Source organism: Candidimonas nitroreducens, from assembly GCF_002209565.1.
Lineage (GTDB): Bacteria > Pseudomonadota > Gammaproteobacteria > Burkholderiales > Burkholderiaceae_B > Candidimonas > Candidimonas nitroreducens.
The window spans coordinates 170,289-189,348 of record NZ_NJIH01000006.1; the positions used below are offsets into that span (position 1 = coordinate 170,289).

Annotated in this window: 13 protein-coding genes, 1 tRNA gene and 3 pseudogenes; 4 read left to right on the plus strand and 13 right to left on the minus strand. The window is 52.7% G+C overall.

Annotated features, from left to right (window positions below):
* Positions 1-38: 38 nt before the first annotated feature.
* The 3 genes from tauA to cuyA form a co-directional block, all read right to left on the minus strand.
* Positions 39-1,037: a taurine ABC transporter substrate-binding protein gene (tauA, locus tag CEY11_RS11015; RefSeq protein WP_198958883.1), complete on the minus strand. Its 999-nt coding sequence runs from the start codon at positions 1,035-1,037 to the stop codon at positions 39-41.
* Positions 1,038-1,218: 181 nt separating this feature from the next.
* Positions 1,219-2,418 carry a DegT/DnrJ/EryC1/StrS family aminotransferase gene (locus CEY11_RS11020; protein ID WP_088603448.1) on the minus strand — a complete coding sequence of 400 codons (1,200 nt, stop codon included), beginning with the start codon at positions 2,416-2,418 and terminating at the stop codon, positions 1,219-1,221.
* A gap of 35 nt (positions 2,419-2,453) precedes the next feature.
* The gene (gene cuyA, locus CEY11_RS11025) at positions 2,454-3,470 is read right to left on the minus strand and encodes a D-cysteate sulfo-lyase (protein WP_088603449.1); all 1,017 of its coding nucleotides are present in this window, start codon (positions 3,468-3,470) and stop codon (positions 2,454-2,456) included.
* Between the two features lie 128 nt (positions 3,471-3,598).
* On the opposite strand from cuyA, the gene CEY11_RS11030 reads away from it, so the two are divergent.
* A complete protein-coding gene (locus CEY11_RS11030; protein WP_088603450.1) occupies positions 3,599-4,501 on the plus strand; it encodes a LysR family transcriptional regulator in 903 nt (300 codons plus the stop codon).
* A gap of 251 nt (positions 4,502-4,752) precedes the next feature.
* Here CEY11_RS11030 and istB read toward each other — a convergent pair.
* The 8 genes and pseudogenes from istB to CEY11_RS11070 all read right to left on the minus strand — a co-directional run bounded on the left by istB (position 4,753) and on the right by CEY11_RS11070 (position 14,765).
* Positions 4,753-5,528 (minus strand): annotated as a pseudogene (gene istB, locus CEY11_RS11035) (IS21-like element helper ATPase IstB).
* A gap of 15 nt (positions 5,529-5,543) precedes the next feature.
* Positions 5,544-5,924 (minus strand): annotated as a pseudogene (locus CEY11_RS26080) (IS21 family transposase); the annotation flags it as partial.
* A 450-nt stretch (positions 5,925-6,374) separates the two neighbouring features.
* Positions 6,375-8,021, minus strand: coding sequence for a thiamine pyrophosphate-binding protein (locus CEY11_RS11045; RefSeq protein WP_088603451.1), 1,647 nt, complete (start codon positions 8,019-8,021; stop codon positions 6,375-6,377).
* 613 nt (positions 8,022-8,634) lie between these two features.
* Positions 8,635-9,603, minus strand: coding sequence for a Bug family tripartite tricarboxylate transporter substrate binding protein (locus CEY11_RS11050; protein ID WP_088603452.1), 969 nt, complete (start codon positions 9,601-9,603; stop codon positions 8,635-8,637).
* Positions 9,604-10,170: 567 nt separating this feature from the next.
* A complete protein-coding gene (locus CEY11_RS11055) occupies positions 10,171-11,649 on the minus strand; it encodes an aldehyde dehydrogenase (protein ID WP_088603453.1) in 1,479 nt (492 codons plus the stop codon).
* A 73-nt stretch (positions 11,650-11,722) separates the two neighbouring features.
* Positions 11,723-12,646 carry a Bug family tripartite tricarboxylate transporter substrate binding protein gene (locus CEY11_RS11060; RefSeq protein WP_158215282.1) on the minus strand — a complete coding sequence of 308 codons (924 nt, stop codon included), beginning with the start codon at positions 12,644-12,646 and terminating at the stop codon, positions 11,723-11,725.
* Between the two features lie 222 nt (positions 12,647-12,868).
* Complete coding sequence (locus tag CEY11_RS11065) at positions 12,869-13,828, minus strand: Bug family tripartite tricarboxylate transporter substrate binding protein (protein ID WP_088603455.1); 960 nt, start codon at positions 13,826-13,828, stop codon at positions 12,869-12,871.
* A gap of 67 nt (positions 13,829-13,895) precedes the next feature.
* Positions 13,896-14,765 (minus strand): TauD/TfdA dioxygenase family protein, encoded by an 870-nt coding sequence (locus tag CEY11_RS11070; protein WP_158215283.1) that lies wholly within the window; start codon positions 14,763-14,765, stop codon positions 13,896-13,898.
* Positions 14,766-14,883: 118 nt separating this feature from the next.
* Between CEY11_RS11070 and CEY11_RS11075 the strand changes: the two genes are divergently transcribed.
* Positions 14,884-15,828, plus strand: coding sequence for a LysR family transcriptional regulator (locus CEY11_RS11075; protein ID WP_233154852.1), 945 nt, complete (start codon positions 14,884-14,886; stop codon positions 15,826-15,828).
* A 129-nt stretch (positions 15,829-15,957) separates the two neighbouring features.
* Entirely contained in the window at positions 15,958-16,245 is a 288-nt protein-coding gene (locus tag CEY11_RS26085) for a helix-turn-helix domain-containing protein (protein ID WP_408608121.1), read from the plus strand.
* A 349-nt stretch (positions 16,246-16,594) separates the two neighbouring features.
* On the opposite strand, the pseudogene CEY11_RS26160 reads toward CEY11_RS26085, so the two are convergent.
* A pseudogene (locus CEY11_RS26160) lies at positions 16,595-16,951 on the minus strand (IS30 family transposase); the annotation flags it as partial.
* A gap of 201 nt (positions 16,952-17,152) precedes the next feature.
* Positions 17,153-17,229, minus strand: a tRNA-Arg gene (locus CEY11_RS11090).
* A 545-nt stretch (positions 17,230-17,774) separates the two neighbouring features.
* Here CEY11_RS11090 and CEY11_RS11095 point away from each other — a divergent pair.
* Complete coding sequence (locus tag CEY11_RS11095) at positions 17,775-19,034, plus strand: phospholipase A (RefSeq protein WP_408608122.1); 1,260 nt, start codon at positions 17,775-17,777, stop codon at positions 19,032-19,034.
* Positions 19,035-19,060: the final 26 nt, after the last annotated feature.

A 19,060-nucleotide genomic window follows, 5' to 3' on the forward strand; every position in this document is an offset into this window, starting at 1 on the left:
TCCGGCACCAGAGCGGTTTGTTTCCGAACGATTGGGATCTACTTCATCGCCTTGTTCAGATATTTGAGATCCACCACGTTGGAATAGTCATCGGATGCATGCGCCAATCGGCCCGCAGACACGAGAAAGTCAGCTGTCTTTTTGATGGTTTGTGGGATGGCTTTGCCAAGCCATTCGGGTGTAGCTTGCTCGGCCAGCGGCAGAAATGTATACCCCTTGATTACCTCGACGACCTGGTCTGGCTGCGCGCCTGTTTCCGCCGCGATCGACTTGACGGGCTGACTGTCGGCCGTCCAGGCGGAAGGCTGCTTCAGATAAGCCTGATTCGCTTCTTCAACCGCACGAATGAATGCCTCCAGGGATTGCGCGTGCGATTCGGCAAATTTCGTGTTGACGACCCACACGTTGAAGGTGGGATACCCCCACTTGGCGACATCGTCGGCGCCAATCAGGCGCTTGCCCGTCTTGAGGATCTCTGTTTGGGCGGGCGGCCAGACGAATGCGGCATCTATCGCCGCTTGCTGCCATGCGGCAACTATCTGGTCGGGTGACATATTCAAGATGGTCAGCTCATTGCTTTGAATTCCCGCATGCTTCAAAGCGCCCATCAATGAAAAGTGTGCGGTCGAACCAACCGGCACTGCAACCCGTTTGCCCTTTAGATCGGCCAGAGACCCAACACCGGAACCATTTCGAACAATCAAGGATTCCGACTTGCCGATGACATAGTCAATCATGAATACTTTCAGATCGACGCCCTGCGTTGCCGCGATCGCGAGCGGGGAAGAGCCCAGCTCCGCAATACTGACATCCCCCGAAGCCATTGCTGCGATGACATCGGTTCCCGACGCGAACTTGCGCCAATCGACATTCCAGCCGGTTGCCTTGCTAAACTTGCCGTCATGAGCAGCCATCTGGGCTGGAACTGGGTCGCCATACGTTGCGATCAAGACCTTTTCAGCCGCCCGTGCCGTTGTGATTGAGGCTATCGACAACAGCAGCGCCCCCATGGAAAAAATAAAATGCTTCCCGATCATTTTTTGCTCCTCCGTGTTTAATTCCCTTCTCGGCCTGATCATTTTTAATAGGCCTCAGGGACGACATTCAACTGGTTATTGACTCAATACAACCCCATCGAAGGGTTATTCAAAACCCGGCTGAGTCCGGGCACTACTGGGCACTACCAACATGCTTCATCGACATAGCGGCCATCGACATTTACTGCGCACAGGTCTCTTCGAGACACCTCAGGATGATATTGCCGATAAGCCGACAATCCGCGATCGAAAAAGTTAAAGGCAGACGCATATCGAAAAGGCTGGCCAATGTGGCGTCTGTATGCGGCAAGGATTGTGGATCGAGATACCTCCAGTTCCTATGGCTGCTGGTAAATCCTTTGGGCCCGGCATCACCGAACCAACTTATCTCCACCCCTTGTTTCGCACACCGGCTCACGAAGGCCCTTGCCTTTTGCGCAGAGATCCCCGGAAACAGAAATTGAATCGAACTGCCCACATAACGCTCCTGGAGCGGTCGATTCGGCAAATAAACACCGGGAATGCCTCGTAGACACGCCTCTACCGTCTGATAACGCTTATTCCAGCGCTCTGTCTTGGATACAAGCTCGGGAATCTGCGCCCTCAGGATTGCCGCACGAACATTGTCCATACGGCCCGAAAAGTTGGGGGTATCAAACTTGGCCCGGGAGAAGAAGCGCGCCTCCGGTGCGGCACCGTGCCGCTCGTAAAGCATATAAGACCCGGACATTAGAATCGCACGCCCCATGAACGCCGGGTCGTCGGACATCAGCAGCCCCCCTTCTCCCGAATTTATGTGCTTATACGTCTGGGTGCTGAAGCACCCGGCAAGTCCAAACGAGCCACTCTTCCGCCCATCCCAAGAAGCCCCCATGGTATGGGCACAATCTTCGATCAATGTCAGATGCAGGCGCCCGGTTAGCTCCATCAGTGCGTCCATATCGGGCATATGGCCACGCATGTAGGAAAGCACCATGAAGCGAGCACCAGACTTGCTGGCCTTCTGCTCAAGATCTACAAGATCAGGAACCAAGTCCATGGTGGTCTCGACGAGCACAACGCGACCACCCGCATTGACGATGGCGCCGGGCACCGGAGCAAGCGTAAAAGCATTGGTCAGCACCGGCTCGTCGGCCCGCAAGCCAGCGGCGCGCAGGGCGATATGCAACGCATAACCTCCCGAACTGCAAGCCAGGGCATAACGGCTGCCTTGATACGCGGCGAATTCCCGCTCGAGAAGAGAGGCCTCCGAGAGCTCGTCCCGCTCGGCGTTATAGCGATGCAGCCGGCCCGAACGCAGCACTTTGACCGCCGCGGCGATCCCTTCCTCGCTGATAGGCTCCTGTTGTGTGAAGCTACCTTTGAAAATATTCAGTCTCATCGGACTTGCCTCCACCCAGACACCCAGGCTACGTGTTAATTGCTGGCCGTCGGCACCACATCGAACGCAGACAGATAACCAAATAACGCTGCCGACCCTCCAGTATGAATAAACACGATTTTCTCGCCTTTCTTGAAATGTCCTTTTCTGACCAGATCGAGCATACCTGCCGCGCCTTTACCGGAATAAACAGGATCCAGGAGAATACCTTCGAGTTGAGCAAACATTTCAATCGCCTCGATAGTGCTGGCGGCAGGAATACCGTAACCCTCACCCACATAATCTGAATTGGCAACCACGTCGGAGCGCTTAACTACACCCGGACAACCCAGCTTTTCTGCGGTCGCGCAGGCCAGTTTATAGACGCTTTCCTCCTGCTTGGGCCGCGGCGCACGCACACCGATCCCCAGCAGTGGAATGTGGACATTCATCGCCTTCAGCCCGGTAATCAGCCCGGCCTGCGTCCCAGCGCTTCCGGTGGCATGCACAATATGATTAATCGTCAGCCTGCGATCATTGGCTTGCGACACCAACTCGAATGCACAATTGACATACCCAAGCGCCCCCGTCGGATTGGATCCGCCCCCGGGGATGATATAGACCTTACGGCCCTGCGCCCTGAATTTCTCGGCAACGGCTTCCATTTCGGCCTGCATATCCAAACCACCAGGCCGCCTTTCTGCAGTAGCCCCGTGCAGATAATCCAGAAAAACATTACCGCTACGGTTGTAGTTGTCATCTTTAGAGCCCGTGCGATCTTCCAGCAATAAATGACAGCCAAACCCCAGTTTTGCCGCGCAAGCCGCTGTCTGACGTGCATGGTTGGATTGAATGGCGCCCTGTGTCATTACGATTTCCGCCCCCAGCGCCTCGGCTTCCGCCATCAGAAACTCGAGCTTGCGGGTCTTGTTACCTCCGGTAGACAAACCGGTGCAGTCGTCGCGCTTGATCCAGATTTCCGGCCCACCCAACTCTTTCGAGAGTCGAGTCAAAGGCTCTAACGGAGTGGGAAGATGTGCTAAGTGAGTTCGAGGGAAACCAGCAAGATTCATTTTTTCTTTCTCCGATTAAAACATGCATATTTTTCATTTTGAATACGAAATCCATGGATTGCAAATGCTTTTTTTTGGGAATAACATGCAGTTTCCGCATATTAATGCCTTAGAGATCAAGAGACCTTATGCGCCTGGAATGGATTGAAGACATCTTGGCAGTCTTGAATGCCGGCTCGCTCAGCGAAGCGGCGAAGATACGCTACCTGACACAGCCGGCCTTCTCCCGGCGCATCAAGTTGATTGAAGACTATATTGGTATTGAACTTCTCGACCGCACACACAAGCCGGCACATTTGTGCAATGCCGTCATCGTCCAACAGCGGCAGCTCGAACATCTGGCGACGAGCATGCGCGACCTGCTCTACAACCTGCGCCACCAGGATCGCTTGCTCAAAAGCCGGATCATCATCGCGAGCCAGCATTCGATCACCGCTTCTACGGGGCCCGTGTTAGTTAAAGAACTTACCGCGGGGCTCGACACACGGGTTCAACTGCTTTCGGCAAATCGCAATGAATGTTTTTCTATGCTTGTTACCAAACAGGCAGATTTCGCGCTCTTTTATCGATTCGACGATGAAGAGCTACCCATGGGCACCGAATTCGTCGAAGAAATAGACTTCGGCGAAGAGCTTTTCGTGCCGGTATTCCAGACAGCCAATCTCAAAGAGCTGAATATGCAATATCGGAACGGCGAACTGCCAATCGTCGTTTATCCACCAGACGTGTTCATGGGCGAAGCCATGCTTCGTGAAATACTTCCCAGCTTGCGCAAAAACCTATTGCTGCAGGAAAAGGCCGAAAGCTCCTTGACACTGGCTGTCATGCAGCTTGCTCTTGCAGGGGTCGGTGTAGCCTGGATACCGCATACCTTGGCAGCCAAGGAAATCACCAACGGCAGCCTGACAGAACTGAGCCATCTGCTCGGCATGGAAAAATTTCGAATTTATGCAATTCGCCTATCCGGAGAAAAATCGGCCGTGGAACAAAAAGCATGGTTCGTCATGCAGGAAATGGCTAAGATTCGGTAGCCTTCCTGCACGTGCCGCTATGCAGCGAGCACAGCACCACTCGCTCGGCGCCCGGGCATGGGCCACCAATACGCACCTGCCGTCAACTGCTGCCTTGTGACTGGCCAAGTGCGCTTCAGGCACTCTTTGGCCTGGCCTATGTCCGGCCCATCGACGCCTGGGGCCCCTTTGTTCGCCTTCACGCTGTCAAACGCAATTGCAATGTGAGCCACTTCGCGCGTCGGCGCGCAAAGTAAATCTGGGCCATTCAGTTAACTTTTAGCGACCGGGACAAGCCCGGCTTTACGTTGCTGTTTCAGGCGGTAGCTATCTCCCTTGATTTGAATGATGTGGGCATAGAGCAGGATGCGGTCGGGCATGGCGACCATCAGAGTGGTGTTGCCATCGAAGGTGGCATCCCATTGCGTGAACGGTAGGATTCTAGTCAGAATCATGGAACCACGCTCATATCGCTTGGCGATGATCTAGAAGAAGTGGCTGGCCCGGCCTCCAGACAGCGGCAGGTAGCCAATCTCATCGATGATCAACAAGCGTGGCCCCAGAATGTTGTGTCATAGAACCGCGTCGTATCGCCTCTGACGCTTGGCGAATTCGAGCTGCAGTATCAAATCGGCCGCAGCAATGAACTTGGTTTTAACACCAGCCTGGGCGGCCACATAGCCCAGCGCGGTGGCCAGATGCGTCTTGCCCACGCCGAAAGGCTCTAGCAGCACGGCGCTCTCGCATCGATTCATGAACCGCAGTGTGGCTAACTCCTCGATCAGCTTCTTGGAGCGCCCACGACAAAGCTGTGACCGCACTCGCCCAGGGCCCTGATGGCTGGGAATCCAGCCATACGAACCCGAGTCTGTCGCGAGCGCGCCTGCCCGGTGTCTCGCTCACGCGCCAGCACGTGCTCCAGATAATCCAGGAAGCTCCAGTCCTTGTTGGCAGCCTCGCCGGCTGCCGCCGCCCAGTAACACTGCATCAGCCCTTCGAGCTTGAACGTCTGGCAGTGCGCGTCGATGCGTCCCTGTTGTAGGTTCATGCGTGCATAAACACCTCGGTCAGCAGTTGCTAATAGGTAATAGGTCGACAGCGGGTACAGCAACGACGCTGCCAAGTTGGGTATTGCCCACTGAGCGAAGGTCGCCGGTTGTGTCGAGATGGCAAACCCACGCAATGGCTGCAAAGCGGCGCACTCTCGCTGCTCGAACAGTACGGCGGCCGCTGCACCCGTGACCAGATGCACACGCTGATTAGCCACCTCACGTAGCCATTTGCCCATTTCGGCGTTGGCCGTGTCCACTTCCAGCACCAGGCTTGACTGCTCGAGCCAGCCGGTGAGCGGCACATAGAAGTTGCCACACAGATAGCAGTGAAACCGCTCCACCTTGCCCATGGTCTGCGCTCGATAGGGTCGACACAACCGAGGTAGAAAACCTCTTTAACAGTCTGAACGTCAGAATGCCCGCTGGCAGCGGCACATACACGATTCTGTAGTGGGAATTTTTTAACGCGCTTCTATATAAATTAATAGCTTGGGCTTCTAACCGTCGAACTCAGGCGCACTACACCACCCCGCACACAGATTTCCGCCTTCATATGCCTGCATGGTGACGGCGGACAACTTTTTTATGCTGTTCGCACAACTACGTATTGGCGACATCGACGTCGGCAAGAATGTAGGCATTGGACAATATTGATCTCCAAAACCTCTTTTCAGGTACGAGGCTGGCAAGTGCACAACGCCCATAATGCTGCTTACGGTACTTCATCTGGATGGGGCGCTGAGTGCAGCTATTGAGCGTCGTGACTCATACGTGATGAATCCAGACGGTCTGCGGATCGCAGGAGGCTGAATAAGCCGCCTCGGTGCCCGGCCCCCTACGGTTCAATCCTCGAATCTTATCGATGCAGAAGGCAATTTCACCTCTATAAGAAGAGGCACCTTCTTGTCCCGAAGTTTGATTAGCTCCACGGCTTCGGCCAGTTCCTGTTTGTCCGTCACGACCTTGGTTTTGAATCCCATGGCGCTTGCGACTAATGCGAACGGAGGGGTTTCGATATTTGAAACGTCCGGATCGCGTCCATCGGCTTCCAACTTTGCGTATTCCGCGCCATATGTTCCGTCGTTGATAATGACCGTGATGACATCCAGTCCCATGGTTCGGATGGTAAACAATTCATTCATGCCGCCCAACATGAAGCCACCGTCGCCCACAACCGCCAACACAGGAACGTCTGGAACGGCCACCGCCGAACCGATCGCAAGACCTATGCCCATGCCAATGGCAGCAAAATTGGCGGGAGAAATAAAGTATTCAGGTTTGCTGGCGTGCAGGTTGCTCCACACAGAACGCACGAACCGGCCAACGTCGGTCACCACGATTTTTTCGGTCAATGCTTCATTCAGCTTGATGGAAGCAAAATCAAGTGTTAGCGCGTCACCACTAACTCGACGAAGATCATCCAGACGTGGTTGGGCAATAACCTGCGTTAAGGCGACGACGTCATGCTCGGTGGCGAAGGCCGAAGGCTCCAATTCCACGTCGTCCAGCCAGCTCATGATCTCCGCCAGAGCCGACGGAATGTGGCCGTTCACGGTGTTGCGGGGTCTCGCAAACCGGTACATCAGTTGATCTTCCACTCCTATCATGACCAACGTCTTGTCATTGACCAAGCTGCCCTTGGCCGTCGTGAAATAATTACAGCTCGCACCGATGGATATTATGCAGTCACTCTTGTTGATGACATCCAGGGCCTCGGCTCTGGCAAGCGTACCCATGACGCCGATATGCCACTTGTGGCCCAGAAAGCTGTCTTTAGCCCGCAGCGTCGTTGCTATGGGAGCCTCAAGACGCTCGGCCAGTTCGCTTACCTGATTCAGCGCATCATTTTTTATGGCCCCGTATCCTACCAGTATCAAAGGTCGTTTTGCATTCGCAATCGCCTCGACGCAGCCCTCCACCGCGCTGTGGGTAGTGACAGTGGCTCTCGTGTTCAGTACGCCCGAAGGCGCCGGCCTGTATTTCGCCCTCATATTCTTCATCAAGTCGTAAGGGAGGAAATTCAGAACGACGGGGCGCCTTTCGCGCGCCGCCTTTTCTATGGCTTCGATGACGGCATCCTGAACCCTATCGGCGTTCACTGGCTCCACATAGCCGAGTTCGCAAGCCAGCGTGACCGCACCATGATTCATTTCCTGCAGGTGTTCCTTAACTGCCGCCGGCGACCCTGCAGTAATAAGTACGACCGGAGTGCTGGATTTCCTGGCCTCTATCAGGGCGCTAATCGTGTTGGCAAACCCAGGGCCGCAGGTGCAAGCCACTACCCCGACCTTATCCGATAGCTGACTGTAGGAAATCGCCATCTGGATCGCGCTGCTTTCATGATATGCCTTGATATAACGCCCTTGGCAGTCATTCACATAATGCTCTATAAAATACATGACAGCGTCGCCAATGACTCCGAATAAAGTATCGACACCCACATCAGAAAGGGTTTTAGCCGCAATAAGGTTCAAATTCATTTCACTCATAAGCTCAATCCTGGTTTTCAAAAAATATATGAAGGAAAGATTCTTTCTTGACTTCTGGCCGTGTTTTCAAAGCCGACAGGCAATCACGAGATTAAGCATATTGCGTGTGAAGGATATTTCATTGTGTGCTAGCCAATGTGACGGTCGCAGCATCCAATTGTTCAACGCGATCATGACTTCGACCGCTGAGCCTTGGGCATTGAAATCGACTTTTCACTGCCGTCATAACGTGTGATCTGCGCACTCAAGCAGATCACCAATTGGCGCAGCAGACCGCTGGTGATTCGCGACGACAACGACCTAGAATATCTGCAGCGACCGTCGAGTGGGCTGCTACACGAGGCATCAAGCTGAAATATATCCAGCCGCACAAGCCGCGGCAAAACACTAGGTCTGTTTTACTCCGACAATCCCGCCCTAAAGGCAGGGTTTCAACCAGCGTTGACACGAATGCCCAAATATGGCTCTTGGTGGAACCCCCCCAAAACAATGATTTGGCATAGCCGCATAATAGCCCTACTTCTGAGTAACCATTAAGAATAGAGGGATTATCACTCTATGTCGTTTAAAGAACTCAGCTACTAGCTTACCTACAGCGCGACCTGACACAACTTCATTTCCGGGCTAAATGTATGCGAGCGACCAAATCCTTGAACATCTGGCCTTCTTGTCGCATACGCTCTCGCAACCCGTCAGTAGTCTCATCAGTCATAATGTAGCCAGACTGGATCATGCGATCTTTAAAACTCTTTTTATTAGCAATTTTACGCGTCGCTTCTGCGAGTTTGTTCACCATGCTGATGGGCATGTTGGCTGGGCCAAGCAGTCCGAACCATGCCGCGTAGGTAAAATCTTTGAATCCAGCCTCTACCATGGTGGGCACCTCAGGAAAGCTTGGGTTCCGCTCCGACGATGTCACCGCCAAGGCTCTCAGCTTACCGCTTTGGACATTGCTCATTGCCGTCGTTGTCAAATCGAACACAAAGGTCAAACGGCCTGCCATGAGATCAGTCAGTGCTGGTGCGTTACCTTTGTATGGCACATGAGTGAACTGTACTCCTGCCATTTCCGCCAGCATTTCTCCCGCGATATGGCTTGCCGACCCGACTCCTGACGAGCCGAACGTAACGCTGCCTGGATTCTTTTTAGCGTACTCGACAATGTCACCCACCGTCTTGTACGGAGACTCGGCATTGACCATCAACACAGACACATAATTAACTAAAGCTGCGATGGGCGTGAAGTCGGACAAAGGGTCAAATGAGACACGTTGGATCGCTGGTGTTAACGTAACCGTCGGGCTTGCCACAAAATACAAAATATGGCCGTCAGGCGCAGCCCCTATTACGGCTTGGGCACCGACTACCCCACTCGCCCCTCCACGATTTTCCACAACAACCGTTTGCCCCAGCTCTTTAGAAAGCTCCTGTGCGAAAATCCTGGCTACAACATCAGCAGAACCACCTGCAGCGTAGCCAACTATTAGCTTTACTGCTTGCGAGGGGAAATCGGAGGCTCCCTGCGCTAAGGCAGGAATAGAACAAAGAATCGCCAGTAACAGCTTCACTGCACCAAATCTCATGATGAACTCCTTATCTATAGTCTTATAATCGCGCCCTGCAGTTTGTTACATAAACTGGCGTATTCATCAGCTAGGGCAGCACCGTTAGGTAGCGCCTAATCCGATAGTTTCATCCAAGACCGCCTCGATCTCTGACCCGGTTATCCGCCTATTGTTGCGAGGTGCATCAAGCAGGCCGATACAGGCCATAATCCGATGCCGCTAAATATTGGGTTGACTGGTTATCTCACATAAGGACACCGTCAACCTGCCATTTATGCCGATACATGAAGCGTTCATCGGCATAGCGTGTAAATAACATCAACAAAAATTCCTAACTTTCTTCTTCGTATAGTCTGCATCCATGACACCCACAGACTTCCATCCTCCCGCATGTTCGACAACACTGGAATTTCGGACGCCCCTTTAGACCAGCGCTTGGGTCTCTAAGCAGCGAAAGGGTGGTTGAATTATGAAATTTAAGCGCATCGATCCGATAGGTGTCGTTCAAATCAAGTTTTAACCGAATCGCCCCTAACGATCAGGCCAACAACGCGCAGCGACTATATGGATCAGTCGGAGCACATACTATCGCATTACAAATGCGTTTCCGACACTTGCCCCAGTGTTAATCCATACCGTTTTGGTCTGCAGGTATTCCCGCACAGCATCAATACCATTTTCCCTACCAAGGCCTGATTCCTTGTATCCACCAAACGGGGATATATAACTAAGCACACGATAAGTATTAATCCATACTGTACCGGCCTTTAATCTTTCAGACATCCGCATCCCCCTAGCAATGTCCTGAGTCCACACGCCCGCCGCCAGGCCAAATCGCACATCGTTGGCGATGTCGAGGGCATCATCTTCATCTTTAAATCGTATGATAGATAATACTGGGCCAAATACTTCTTCCTGCGCGATACGCATAGCGTTGTTCACTTCGCCAAAAATCGTTGGCTCCACGAACCACCCTTTCCCGCATTCGGCTCGTGCCGCAGCCTTCCCACCCAACAATAGCTGTGCACCTTCCTTTATGGCAATATCAATATAATCTAATACTTTTCTATATTGCGGCGGAGTAGTCACAGGGCCTATTTGAGTATCTAAACTCATCGGGTTACCCAACTTCACGGTACGTGCAATCGCGATCAGCTTTGAAACAAAGACATCATAGATTGAATCTTGAACCAATAGCCGTGAGCCGGCAATGCAAGTTTGCCCTGTAGCTGAAAATATCCCTGATATGGCTCCCTGTGCAGCTTGATCCAAGTCGGCATCATCGAACACTATATTGGGCGATTTGCCCCCAAGTTCGAGCGACATATGTTTAAGTTGGGATGCTGCCTGCTGATTGATAACTCGACCGGTGGTATCTGAACCAGTAAATGAGATTTTGCGTACAAGTGGATGGCTGCTAAGTGCCGCGCCGACGTCTTTTCCAAACCCTGTGACGACATTAACCACACCTGGCGGAAAGCCAGCCTGCTCAAACAGCTCCGCGAATTCAAGAGTAGATGCGGAAGTAAATTCGGACGGCTTGAGAACAACAGTACAACCGGCAGCAAGTGCCGGAGCGATTTTCCATGATGCGAGCAAAAGAGGTGAGTTCCACGGGGTGAGCGCTGCAACCACTCCAAGTGGCTCGTGTCGCGTGTAGCTGAAATAACCCTTTTTATCTAGAGGAAGTGTTGCACCCTGTATTTTATCAGCTAAGCCTCCATAGTAATAAAACCACTGAGGCAAATAGGTAAGTTGGCCGTACATTTCGGCGAAAAGCTTGCCGTTGTCACGAACCTCTATCTCTGCAAGCCTCTTCGCGTTTGAGGCAATAAGGTCACCAACCTTATGCAATAGCAGGCCCCGTTCTGAGGGGGACTTAGCAGGCCAAGCCCCCTCCGTAAACGCTGTATGCGCCGCTAGCACAGCTCGGTCAACGTCCTGAGATGTGCCCAACGGAATGTTGGCCCAGGGCTCTCCAGTATATGGGTCGTAAGTATCAAACCATTCGTTGGAACTCGGCTTAACCCACTCTCCATTAATACGTAGATCGTAACGTTTCATATTTTCCTGCCCGATTAAATTGACACATGCCCCACTTCGTCAGGTTCAACTACATAGTGAAATAATAGCTGCCTTATTGCTGTGGGCCTTGAATTCCTGCTTTCTGTATTACGTTGCTCCATCGAGCATGATCGCTGGCGAGAAATTGGGAGAACTGTGCCGGATCGCTGTTTACGGTTAGCGCTCCTAGTGACGATAAGCGCCGTTGCACCTCCGGCTTATGTAAGGCTTTAGCTACTTCTTGATGTAGGAGCTTAACAATGTTCTTCGGCGTTCCTTTAGGCGCGAGAATACCTAACCAGATGGCTGTGCGTTCAAAGCCGGTATAGCCAATCTCCTGCAGAGTCGGGACATTTGGGAAATCTGCCATACGCTCAGAAGTGGCGACAGCAAGTACGCGAACCTGCTTTTGCTGAACTCTGTTTGCAATGCCAATAGTGGGGTAGAACATAAACGATACGCGCCCGGCAATCACCTCGCTTAAACCCGGAGCATTGCCGTTAAACGGGACATGCAACATATCTACGTCCGCACTTTGTGCCAACATTGCCCCGGCGAGATGGCCGGATCCTCCAACTCCCGCTGACGCGAATGTGATATGTCCAGGCTCTTTGCGTGCAACGGAAATCAAATCAGCTACTGATTGATATGGACTGTTGTAGCTGGTGACAATAACCAATGGCAGAGTAACTACACCCGCTATGGGAGCGAAATCCCGCACAGGATCGTATTGAGCTTCTTTAGGATGCAGAACCGGATTCACAACATGCGAAAGCGATGCCATCAAAATGGTATAGCCGTCAGGCTTGGAACGACGTAACTCATTTGTTGCAATTAAAGCGTTTGCGCCTGCCTTGTTTTCAACTACTACCGAAGCGCCGAGACTATTTCCGATCTCTTTAGCCAACATGCGAGCGACAACATCAGCAGTACCGCCAGCCGCATAGCCGACAAACAGCTTGATGGGCCGACTTGCATAGCCTCCCGTGGCGTTCATCGCAGTAGCGCATGGTCCTAGCACAGAAACTCCGAAAATACTGCACATTAGCAGTAAGCGCTTAAACATAATTTTTTCTCATATAAAAATTTATAGAGGAGCCACCCGGACATGCCTTTCAATAAGATGGGGAAGGGGCCATGATCAGAACGAAATGTTGAAATCAGGAGCAAACCTTGGAAACCAGCGACGACTAAGTCGCTCATTAACCTATAGGCTAGCTTAATGTGGCTTGATTCCAGCCTGCTTTATCCATTGGGCCCATTTTTTTACGTCGGTTTTGATGATGTTTTTGAACTGCTCTGGAGATGTAGTTCCGTCAATTTCGAATCCTATTGCAACAAGCTTGCTTTTTATGCCCGGATCAGCCAGCACTTGCTTGATTGAATAGTTGAGCTTGGTAATAATATCGGCTGGAGTGCCGTGAGGAGCCAGAATTCCGTTCCATGAAGTAATAGAAAACCCGGGAAGGGTATCACTAATGGCTGGCAAGCTTGGTAATAGGGAGGTTTTTTTACCAGCAACTGCAAGTGCTTTTATGCTTCCATCCTTAATATGGCTCAATCCTGTTCCATAGTCTATAAAATATAGTTGTGTTTCTCCTGCGATGAGATCAAGCACTGCTTGCGGGCTCGACTTATACGCTACGCTGATTACGTGAATATCCGCCATTTGCATAAAAATAGCGCTCGATATTTGAGATGTCGGAGAGGCATATGCGAAAGATAAGCGATTGGGGTGCTTATTCGCGTAGACTCTTAGATCCTGAATGGATGACACCGGCAATTTGTTGTTCACCACCAAAGCGAAGGGCACCTCTCCAACCATTATTATTGGGTCAAAATCTTTGATTGGATCGTAGCGAACCGTGCTTTTATAGAGAGCCGGATTAATTGCCAAAGCCCCGCTTGTTGACATTAGTATAGTGTACCCATCCGGGGCTGCTCGTGCTCCGTACTCAGTTCCTATCTGTCCTACTGCTCCTGCTTTTGTTTGGACTATCACTGGCTGGCCGAGCTTTTTAGAGAGGCCATCAGCGACAATGCGTGCAACGCTGTCTGTTGCACTGCCAGCAGCAAAAGGCACTATCAAGGTGATAGGTTTTTCGGGGTAGCTGGCATATGCCCGGGCCATGAAGAGACTACAGAGTAAAGCTGCACCGAGGCGCCAGATACTTAGCATTTTATTTCTCCTTTGGTTGAATTTTTGTTAGCCTTTTATAATAAATATTTAAACAATGCCCTACAATTTATTGAACCGCAGTGCCCGTGATAGTGGTGCGATGCATTAGGCGTGGTTGATCAATGCCATAATCAGCAATCGCAAAATGTTGCGTTGAGCAGTTATCCCACATCAACACGTCGCCAACTTGCCACTTATGCCGATACATAAATTTCTCCTGAGTGCAATGGTTGAATAGTTTTTGAAGAAGGCGATTGCTGTCCTCGAGACTCATACCTGCAATACCAGTTGTAAAGCCTTCATTCACATAGAGACACCTGCGGCCAGTATATGGGTGGGTACGGATAACAGGGTGTACAACGGGGGGAACCTCTTGTTTTTGCTTCTCAGTGAGTTGTTGCCGAGACTCGTTTTGCTGGCGTAGTCTTTCATACCGAGCTTCATACCGATGCATTGCTTTCAAGCCCGCAAGTTGGGCTTGCTCATTTGGTAAAAGCGCGTCATATGCAGCGGCTGTACTTACGTAGCAGGTATCGCCATATGTTTTATCGTTACCCGAAAATGGAATACGTTTAGCGTATAGAACTGATCCCTTGCTAGGAACTTCCTTGTAGGACAGGTCAGTATGCCAATATTGCCCTGCATCATTAATCCCAATTTGCTTTCCATCTTCCAGGACGTTAGAGATGACAAGAATTTCGGGGTGATTCGTTAGCAAATACTGTCTCAGAACGTGAACTTCGAGCGACCCAAAGTTTCGACTGAAGCCTATATGTTGCTCTGGCGTCAACGATTGCTTTCGAAACAGAAGCACGCCATGCGTGTTAAATGCATCATTTAGTTCTTCCGCTTGGCGTGGTTCTAATGTTTTTGACAAATCAATTCCAAGCACTTCGGCTCCGACATGCTCAGCTAAGGTTCTTAGTTCGATAGGCATTTTCAACTCTCCCATGCAGTGATGTGATATCGAATTTCTAACTATTTTAGGTATAAGTGTGATAAATTTATATTCAATTTTAATGAACTTGTGATAAGCCTAGCTTATATAGATGCAGATGATTAGTTCCCGAATAGCACAACTTCGAATCAAGCACCTTGCACTTCTCGATATCATTGCGGATCGTGGCTCCTTGAGGGAAGCTGCGAAGGTATTGTGCGTAACACAGCCTGCCGTGACGTCCATGCTTAAAGACATGGAGTCATTGCTTCAGGTCTCGCTGGTCGAGCGAGGGCAACATGGTGCGAAGCTGACGACCGAAGGCGTAATTGCCCGAGATAGACTTACACTGGTGTTAAATGCCTTGCAGGGGCTCGAAGATTGCATCCGAGCACCTAACGTAAAGGAGCATTTACGGGTTGGCGCGCTTTCATTGGCAATGCTAGAAATGCTGCCAGCAATTATTTGTAAAGTACGAGCTCGTAGGCCCGATATTACGATTGAACTTCAGGAAGGGACTGTCGATGGGATTATCGAAGGGGTGATGAATGGGCAGCTCGACTGCGCCATTGGTAGGCTCAGTGATAACTTTCATCAAGAACACTATGATGCGCTTTTCGTCCGGCCTGTATCCATAATGCCGCTTAAGGCTGTTTGCAGCGTGCGCAACCCGATTGCCAGAGAAAGAACTGTAACGTTAAAGCAGCTACGTAATCAGGCTTGGATTCTGTTGCCGAAAGGGACAGCCTCTCGTGAAACTTTCGAAAGAGCTTTCATACAGCAAGGCTTGCAGCCACCGGCCCCGGCTATTGAATCGTTCTCTTGGTTGTCGAACTTTCATTTGGCCGCTTCCTCAGAGTTGGTTACCGTCGCTACGGCCATTGCCGTGGATAGATTTGTCCAATATGGCTTGGTCTCTGCAATTGATATACGGTGGCCAGTAAAATTGCCCCCTATAGTCTTTTTTTGTCGAAAGGAAGCCGTACAATTGGGCACGGTAAAGATATTTCATGAAGAACTGAAGAGAACGTTCACCAACAGCCCCGATGTAAAAGCGATGTAGAGTTTCTCTTTTTAATAAATGCCAAACATAATGATATAAATAATGTCGCATAAATAAGCTAAGCTGACGACAGTTTCCAACCCTGAAGATACCGTTATGGGACAGCTGGAAATTCCTGATCCCGACGTGATGCGAATTGCTATCCCACAGGAGGTTTCCCGCTTTGATGACTCGCACTATAATTATCGATTTCATAGTTCGTTCTTGATCGCCAACGTCCATAGTTGCCAACAGGCCACGGAATTGTTTGGTGAAGACCGGCGCACAGTGCAGCGCTGGGTTAGGCGTTTTGAGCGAGGCGGCTTGGCAGATTGCGGGAGAGTGTACGCCAGTGTCAGCGCCTCTTCACCAAAATGGGTTTTCGGCTTCGCAAGCCCAGGTCGCCCAGCCCGACCCAATCAAGGTCGCGGCTGTTAAAAAAACAGCACCGACTGGCCAAGTACCCAGCATCGAGCTATGGAGCCTGGGCGACTACCATTTCCAGCAACTTCACGCCCGGTGTCGAATGTGGATGCCGCCCGAACTCAAGGATCCAGTTTTGTTGCACACTCCCACCCGTGAGTCAGTGGCCTGCTTAGGCGCGGTCAGCCTCGCCATGAGCAAGTTTGTGCGCTCGCTGTGCCAGACGGTCTGATGCGCTGATGTTCGAAGCCTTCCTCAAAAAATTGCTGCGGCACCGCTCGCACGCCAAACGCATGGTGATTGTGCTGGACAACGCCAGGTACCACAGTGATCTCCCATTTTTAACGATTACGGATTCAGACGATCAGTGCAACATTGCGTCCAACGCTTCAGCTGGGGTCTTGAGCCCCAACGTCTTTCTAGGACGGGAATTTAACTTGATAGCGACTTCGTCGAGATTGCGCTGTGTATAGCTTGCCGAGCCTGTTCTTTTCGAGAAGTACTGGCGTAACAGGCCGTTCGTATTTTCGTTGGTGCCCCGTTGTCAGGGGCAACCCGGATCGCAAAAGTAAATGGCCATATTGGTATCCATACTAAAGCGTCTATGTGCTGACATCTCGACCCCACGATCCCATGTCAGGCTTTTTCTCAGTTGAGCAAACAGCTGGCGCATCTGCTCGGTAAGAGCTCGGGTGACGGTTTCGGCCCGCTTATCCTTGATGTCCTCGCCGATACGCTGCAATAGACAGCCACATCGGCGGATCCTATTCCACAGCTCATAATGGAACTCGATGCAAGGTAGGTTCTCGAGCAACGGCTTGCGCTTGGCTTGCTGTCTCGACTTGGACGGCGCCATCTAGATCAGTAGCTCCCGTCAATCATGGAAAGCAAACCTCTAAAACCCGCATAAACACGGGTTTTATGGCGCGGCAGGAGGGGTTCGAACCCCCGACCTACGGCTTAGAAGGCCGTTGCTCTATCCAACTGAGCTACTGCCGCCTCGCGATGGCGAGTGGGCATTTTACATGGTGTGCGGCACGGTACGAGAATTCCTGCTGACGGCACCCTGCTGACGGCGCTTCGGGGACTCAGGCTGCGAGCCCGTGATGCGGCCGCGCGTCAGGAGCGCAGACCCAACAGCCGTCTTGCCTTGCGCCGCTCTATAGCGCCGCATCATTCCGTCCAGACACCCGCTGTCCGAGGCCCGCGCCCCTCGCGCTGCCGGCCGCCGGTGTATTTGCTTACATCAGGTTGCGCCCCCGCGGCGCGGCAATGCTACAGTTTCGACGGACTCCAGCCGCGCCCGCGGGCGATTGCCCAAGCCAGGGGCGTGGCATTTCGAAGAAAAACGATACATGATGCTTGCGATTTTCAGATCTTTGCTTTTCAGGTTTTCGGCTTCCCAGTTCGGGTTTTCGGCTTCCAGATCCGGGTTTTCGGCTTCCAGATCCGGGTTTTCGGCTTTTGGCCTCAGGCTTTCAGCACCAAGGCCTTCGCCTTCCCAGCCTGCATTCGTACGCCCCGGGCCGTTCCTTTCCGGCCTACTGGCTACGGCCACCCTGCTGGCGGCGGCTACGGCCCATGCCGGGGTGGCCTATCGGCTGGACACCACGCATGCGGTACCGGGTGAAACCCTACGAGTCAGCGCCGTGCTGTTCAACGACACCGGCGACACACTCAGCTGGACGCCGCAGCGCAAGCTGGTGCTGCAATGGCGTGACGACCATGGCGGCGCGGTGCGCAGCCTTGCCTATCTGGACAGCCCGCCGGGGCAGGTCAACATTCCCGTGAACAACTTCGTGAAGGTGCGCTGGCGCGCCGTGGTGCCCAAGGGTTTGAAGGGGCTGCAGGCGGTGAACGTCGAAGGCCAGCCGGTGCTGCTGGCCCTGGATACCAGCCCGCTGGAGAAGAGCCCGGTGGCCGGCACGCCGGCATCGGTGCCGGTGGTGGATGCCGGCGCGGGCACGCTGGCGTCGGCCGAACCCGTGCTGCCCGCCGATGTGGTGCAGGCCGCAGGCGCTTCGCCCAGCGCCGGGCCGCCCGCCGACGGCCAAGGCGCCGCGGCCAGGACGCCGCCCACGCCGTTCGAGAATTTCCGCAACGCCCTGTCGCCCTACGAGCCGATTTATTTCGACGTGGGCACCAAGGGCGGCGCCAAGGCCCGCTTCCAGGTCAGCTTCAAGTACCGTTTGTTCACTCCCGACGATGCGCAGCATCCGTCGTTCAAGAACCATTTCTACTTGGGCTATACGCAGACCTCGCTGTGGGATCTGGCGAGCAATTCCACGCCCTTCATCGACACGACCTATAACCCCAGCCTGTTCTGGCAGAAGGACGCACTTTGGCAGAGCCGCAGCAAGAAGTGGTTTGCCGGGCTGAGCAGCGGCGTGGAGCACAAGTCCAACGGCAAATCGGGTGCGGACTCGCGTTCGCTGAACGACGGCTTCATCGAACCGCAGTTGAATTACCGCCTCGACGGCGGCAGCACCCTGAGCTTCGCGCCGCGCTTCAAGGCCTATTTCGCCACCAACGACAACCCGGACTATGCCGACTACGCCGGCCACGTGGACTGGAAACTGCGCTGGGCCCAGGACAACGGCCTGGTGTTAAGCGCCCTGTACCGCAAGGGCAACGGCAGCCACCAGAGCACCGAGCTGGACGCCGCGTGGCCGCTGCAGCGTACCTTCCTGCACATGAACGGCTATTTGCACCTGCAGTATTTCAATGGCTATGGCGAAACGCTGCTGGGCTACAACCAGCGCACCAGTTCGCAGGTGCGCATCGGGCTGTCGCTGGTGCCTTGATCGCAGCTTGGCCGGCGGCGAATACC

Bases quoted from the DNA above. Each gene is read 5' to 3' on its own strand.
- tauA (WP_198958883.1), bottom strand. From the start codon at position 1,037: ATGATCGGGAAGCATTTTATTTTTTCCATGGGGGCGCTGCTGTTGTCG.
- CEY11_RS11020 (WP_088603448.1), bottom strand. From the start codon at position 2,418: ATGAGACTGAATATTTTCAAAGGTAGCTTCACACAACAGGAGCCTATC.
- cuyA (WP_088603449.1), bottom strand. From the start codon at position 3,470: ATGAATCTTGCTGGTTTCCCTCGAACTCACTTAGCACATCTTCCCACT.
- CEY11_RS11030 (WP_088603450.1), top strand. From the start codon at position 3,599: ATGCGCCTGGAATGGATTGAAGACATCTTGGCAGTCTTGAATGCCGGC.
- CEY11_RS11045 (WP_088603451.1), bottom strand. From the start codon at position 8,021: ATGAGTGAAATGAATTTGAACCTTATTGCGGCTAAAACCCTTTCTGAT.
- CEY11_RS11050 (WP_088603452.1), bottom strand. From the start codon at position 9,603: ATGAGATTTGGTGCAGTGAAGCTGTTACTGGCGATTCTTTGTTCTATT.
- CEY11_RS11055 (WP_088603453.1), bottom strand. From the start codon at position 11,649: ATGAAACGTTACGATCTACGTATTAATGGAGAGTGGGTTAAGCCGAGT.
- CEY11_RS11060 (WP_158215282.1), bottom strand. From the start codon at position 12,646: ATGAACGCCACGGGAGGCTATGCAAGTCGGCCCATCAAGCTGTTTGTC.
- CEY11_RS11065 (WP_088603455.1), bottom strand. From the start codon at position 13,828: ATGCTAAGTATCTGGCGCCTCGGTGCAGCTTTACTCTGTAGTCTCTTC.
- CEY11_RS11070 (WP_158215283.1), bottom strand. From the start codon at position 14,765: ATGCCTATCGAACTAAGAACCTTAGCTGAGCATGTCGGAGCCGAAGTG.
- CEY11_RS11075 (WP_233154852.1), top strand. From the start codon at position 14,884: ATGATTAGTTCCCGAATAGCACAACTTCGAATCAAGCACCTTGCACTT.
- CEY11_RS26085 (WP_408608121.1), top strand. From the start codon at position 15,958: ATGCGAATTGCTATCCCACAGGAGGTTTCCCGCTTTGATGACTCGCAC.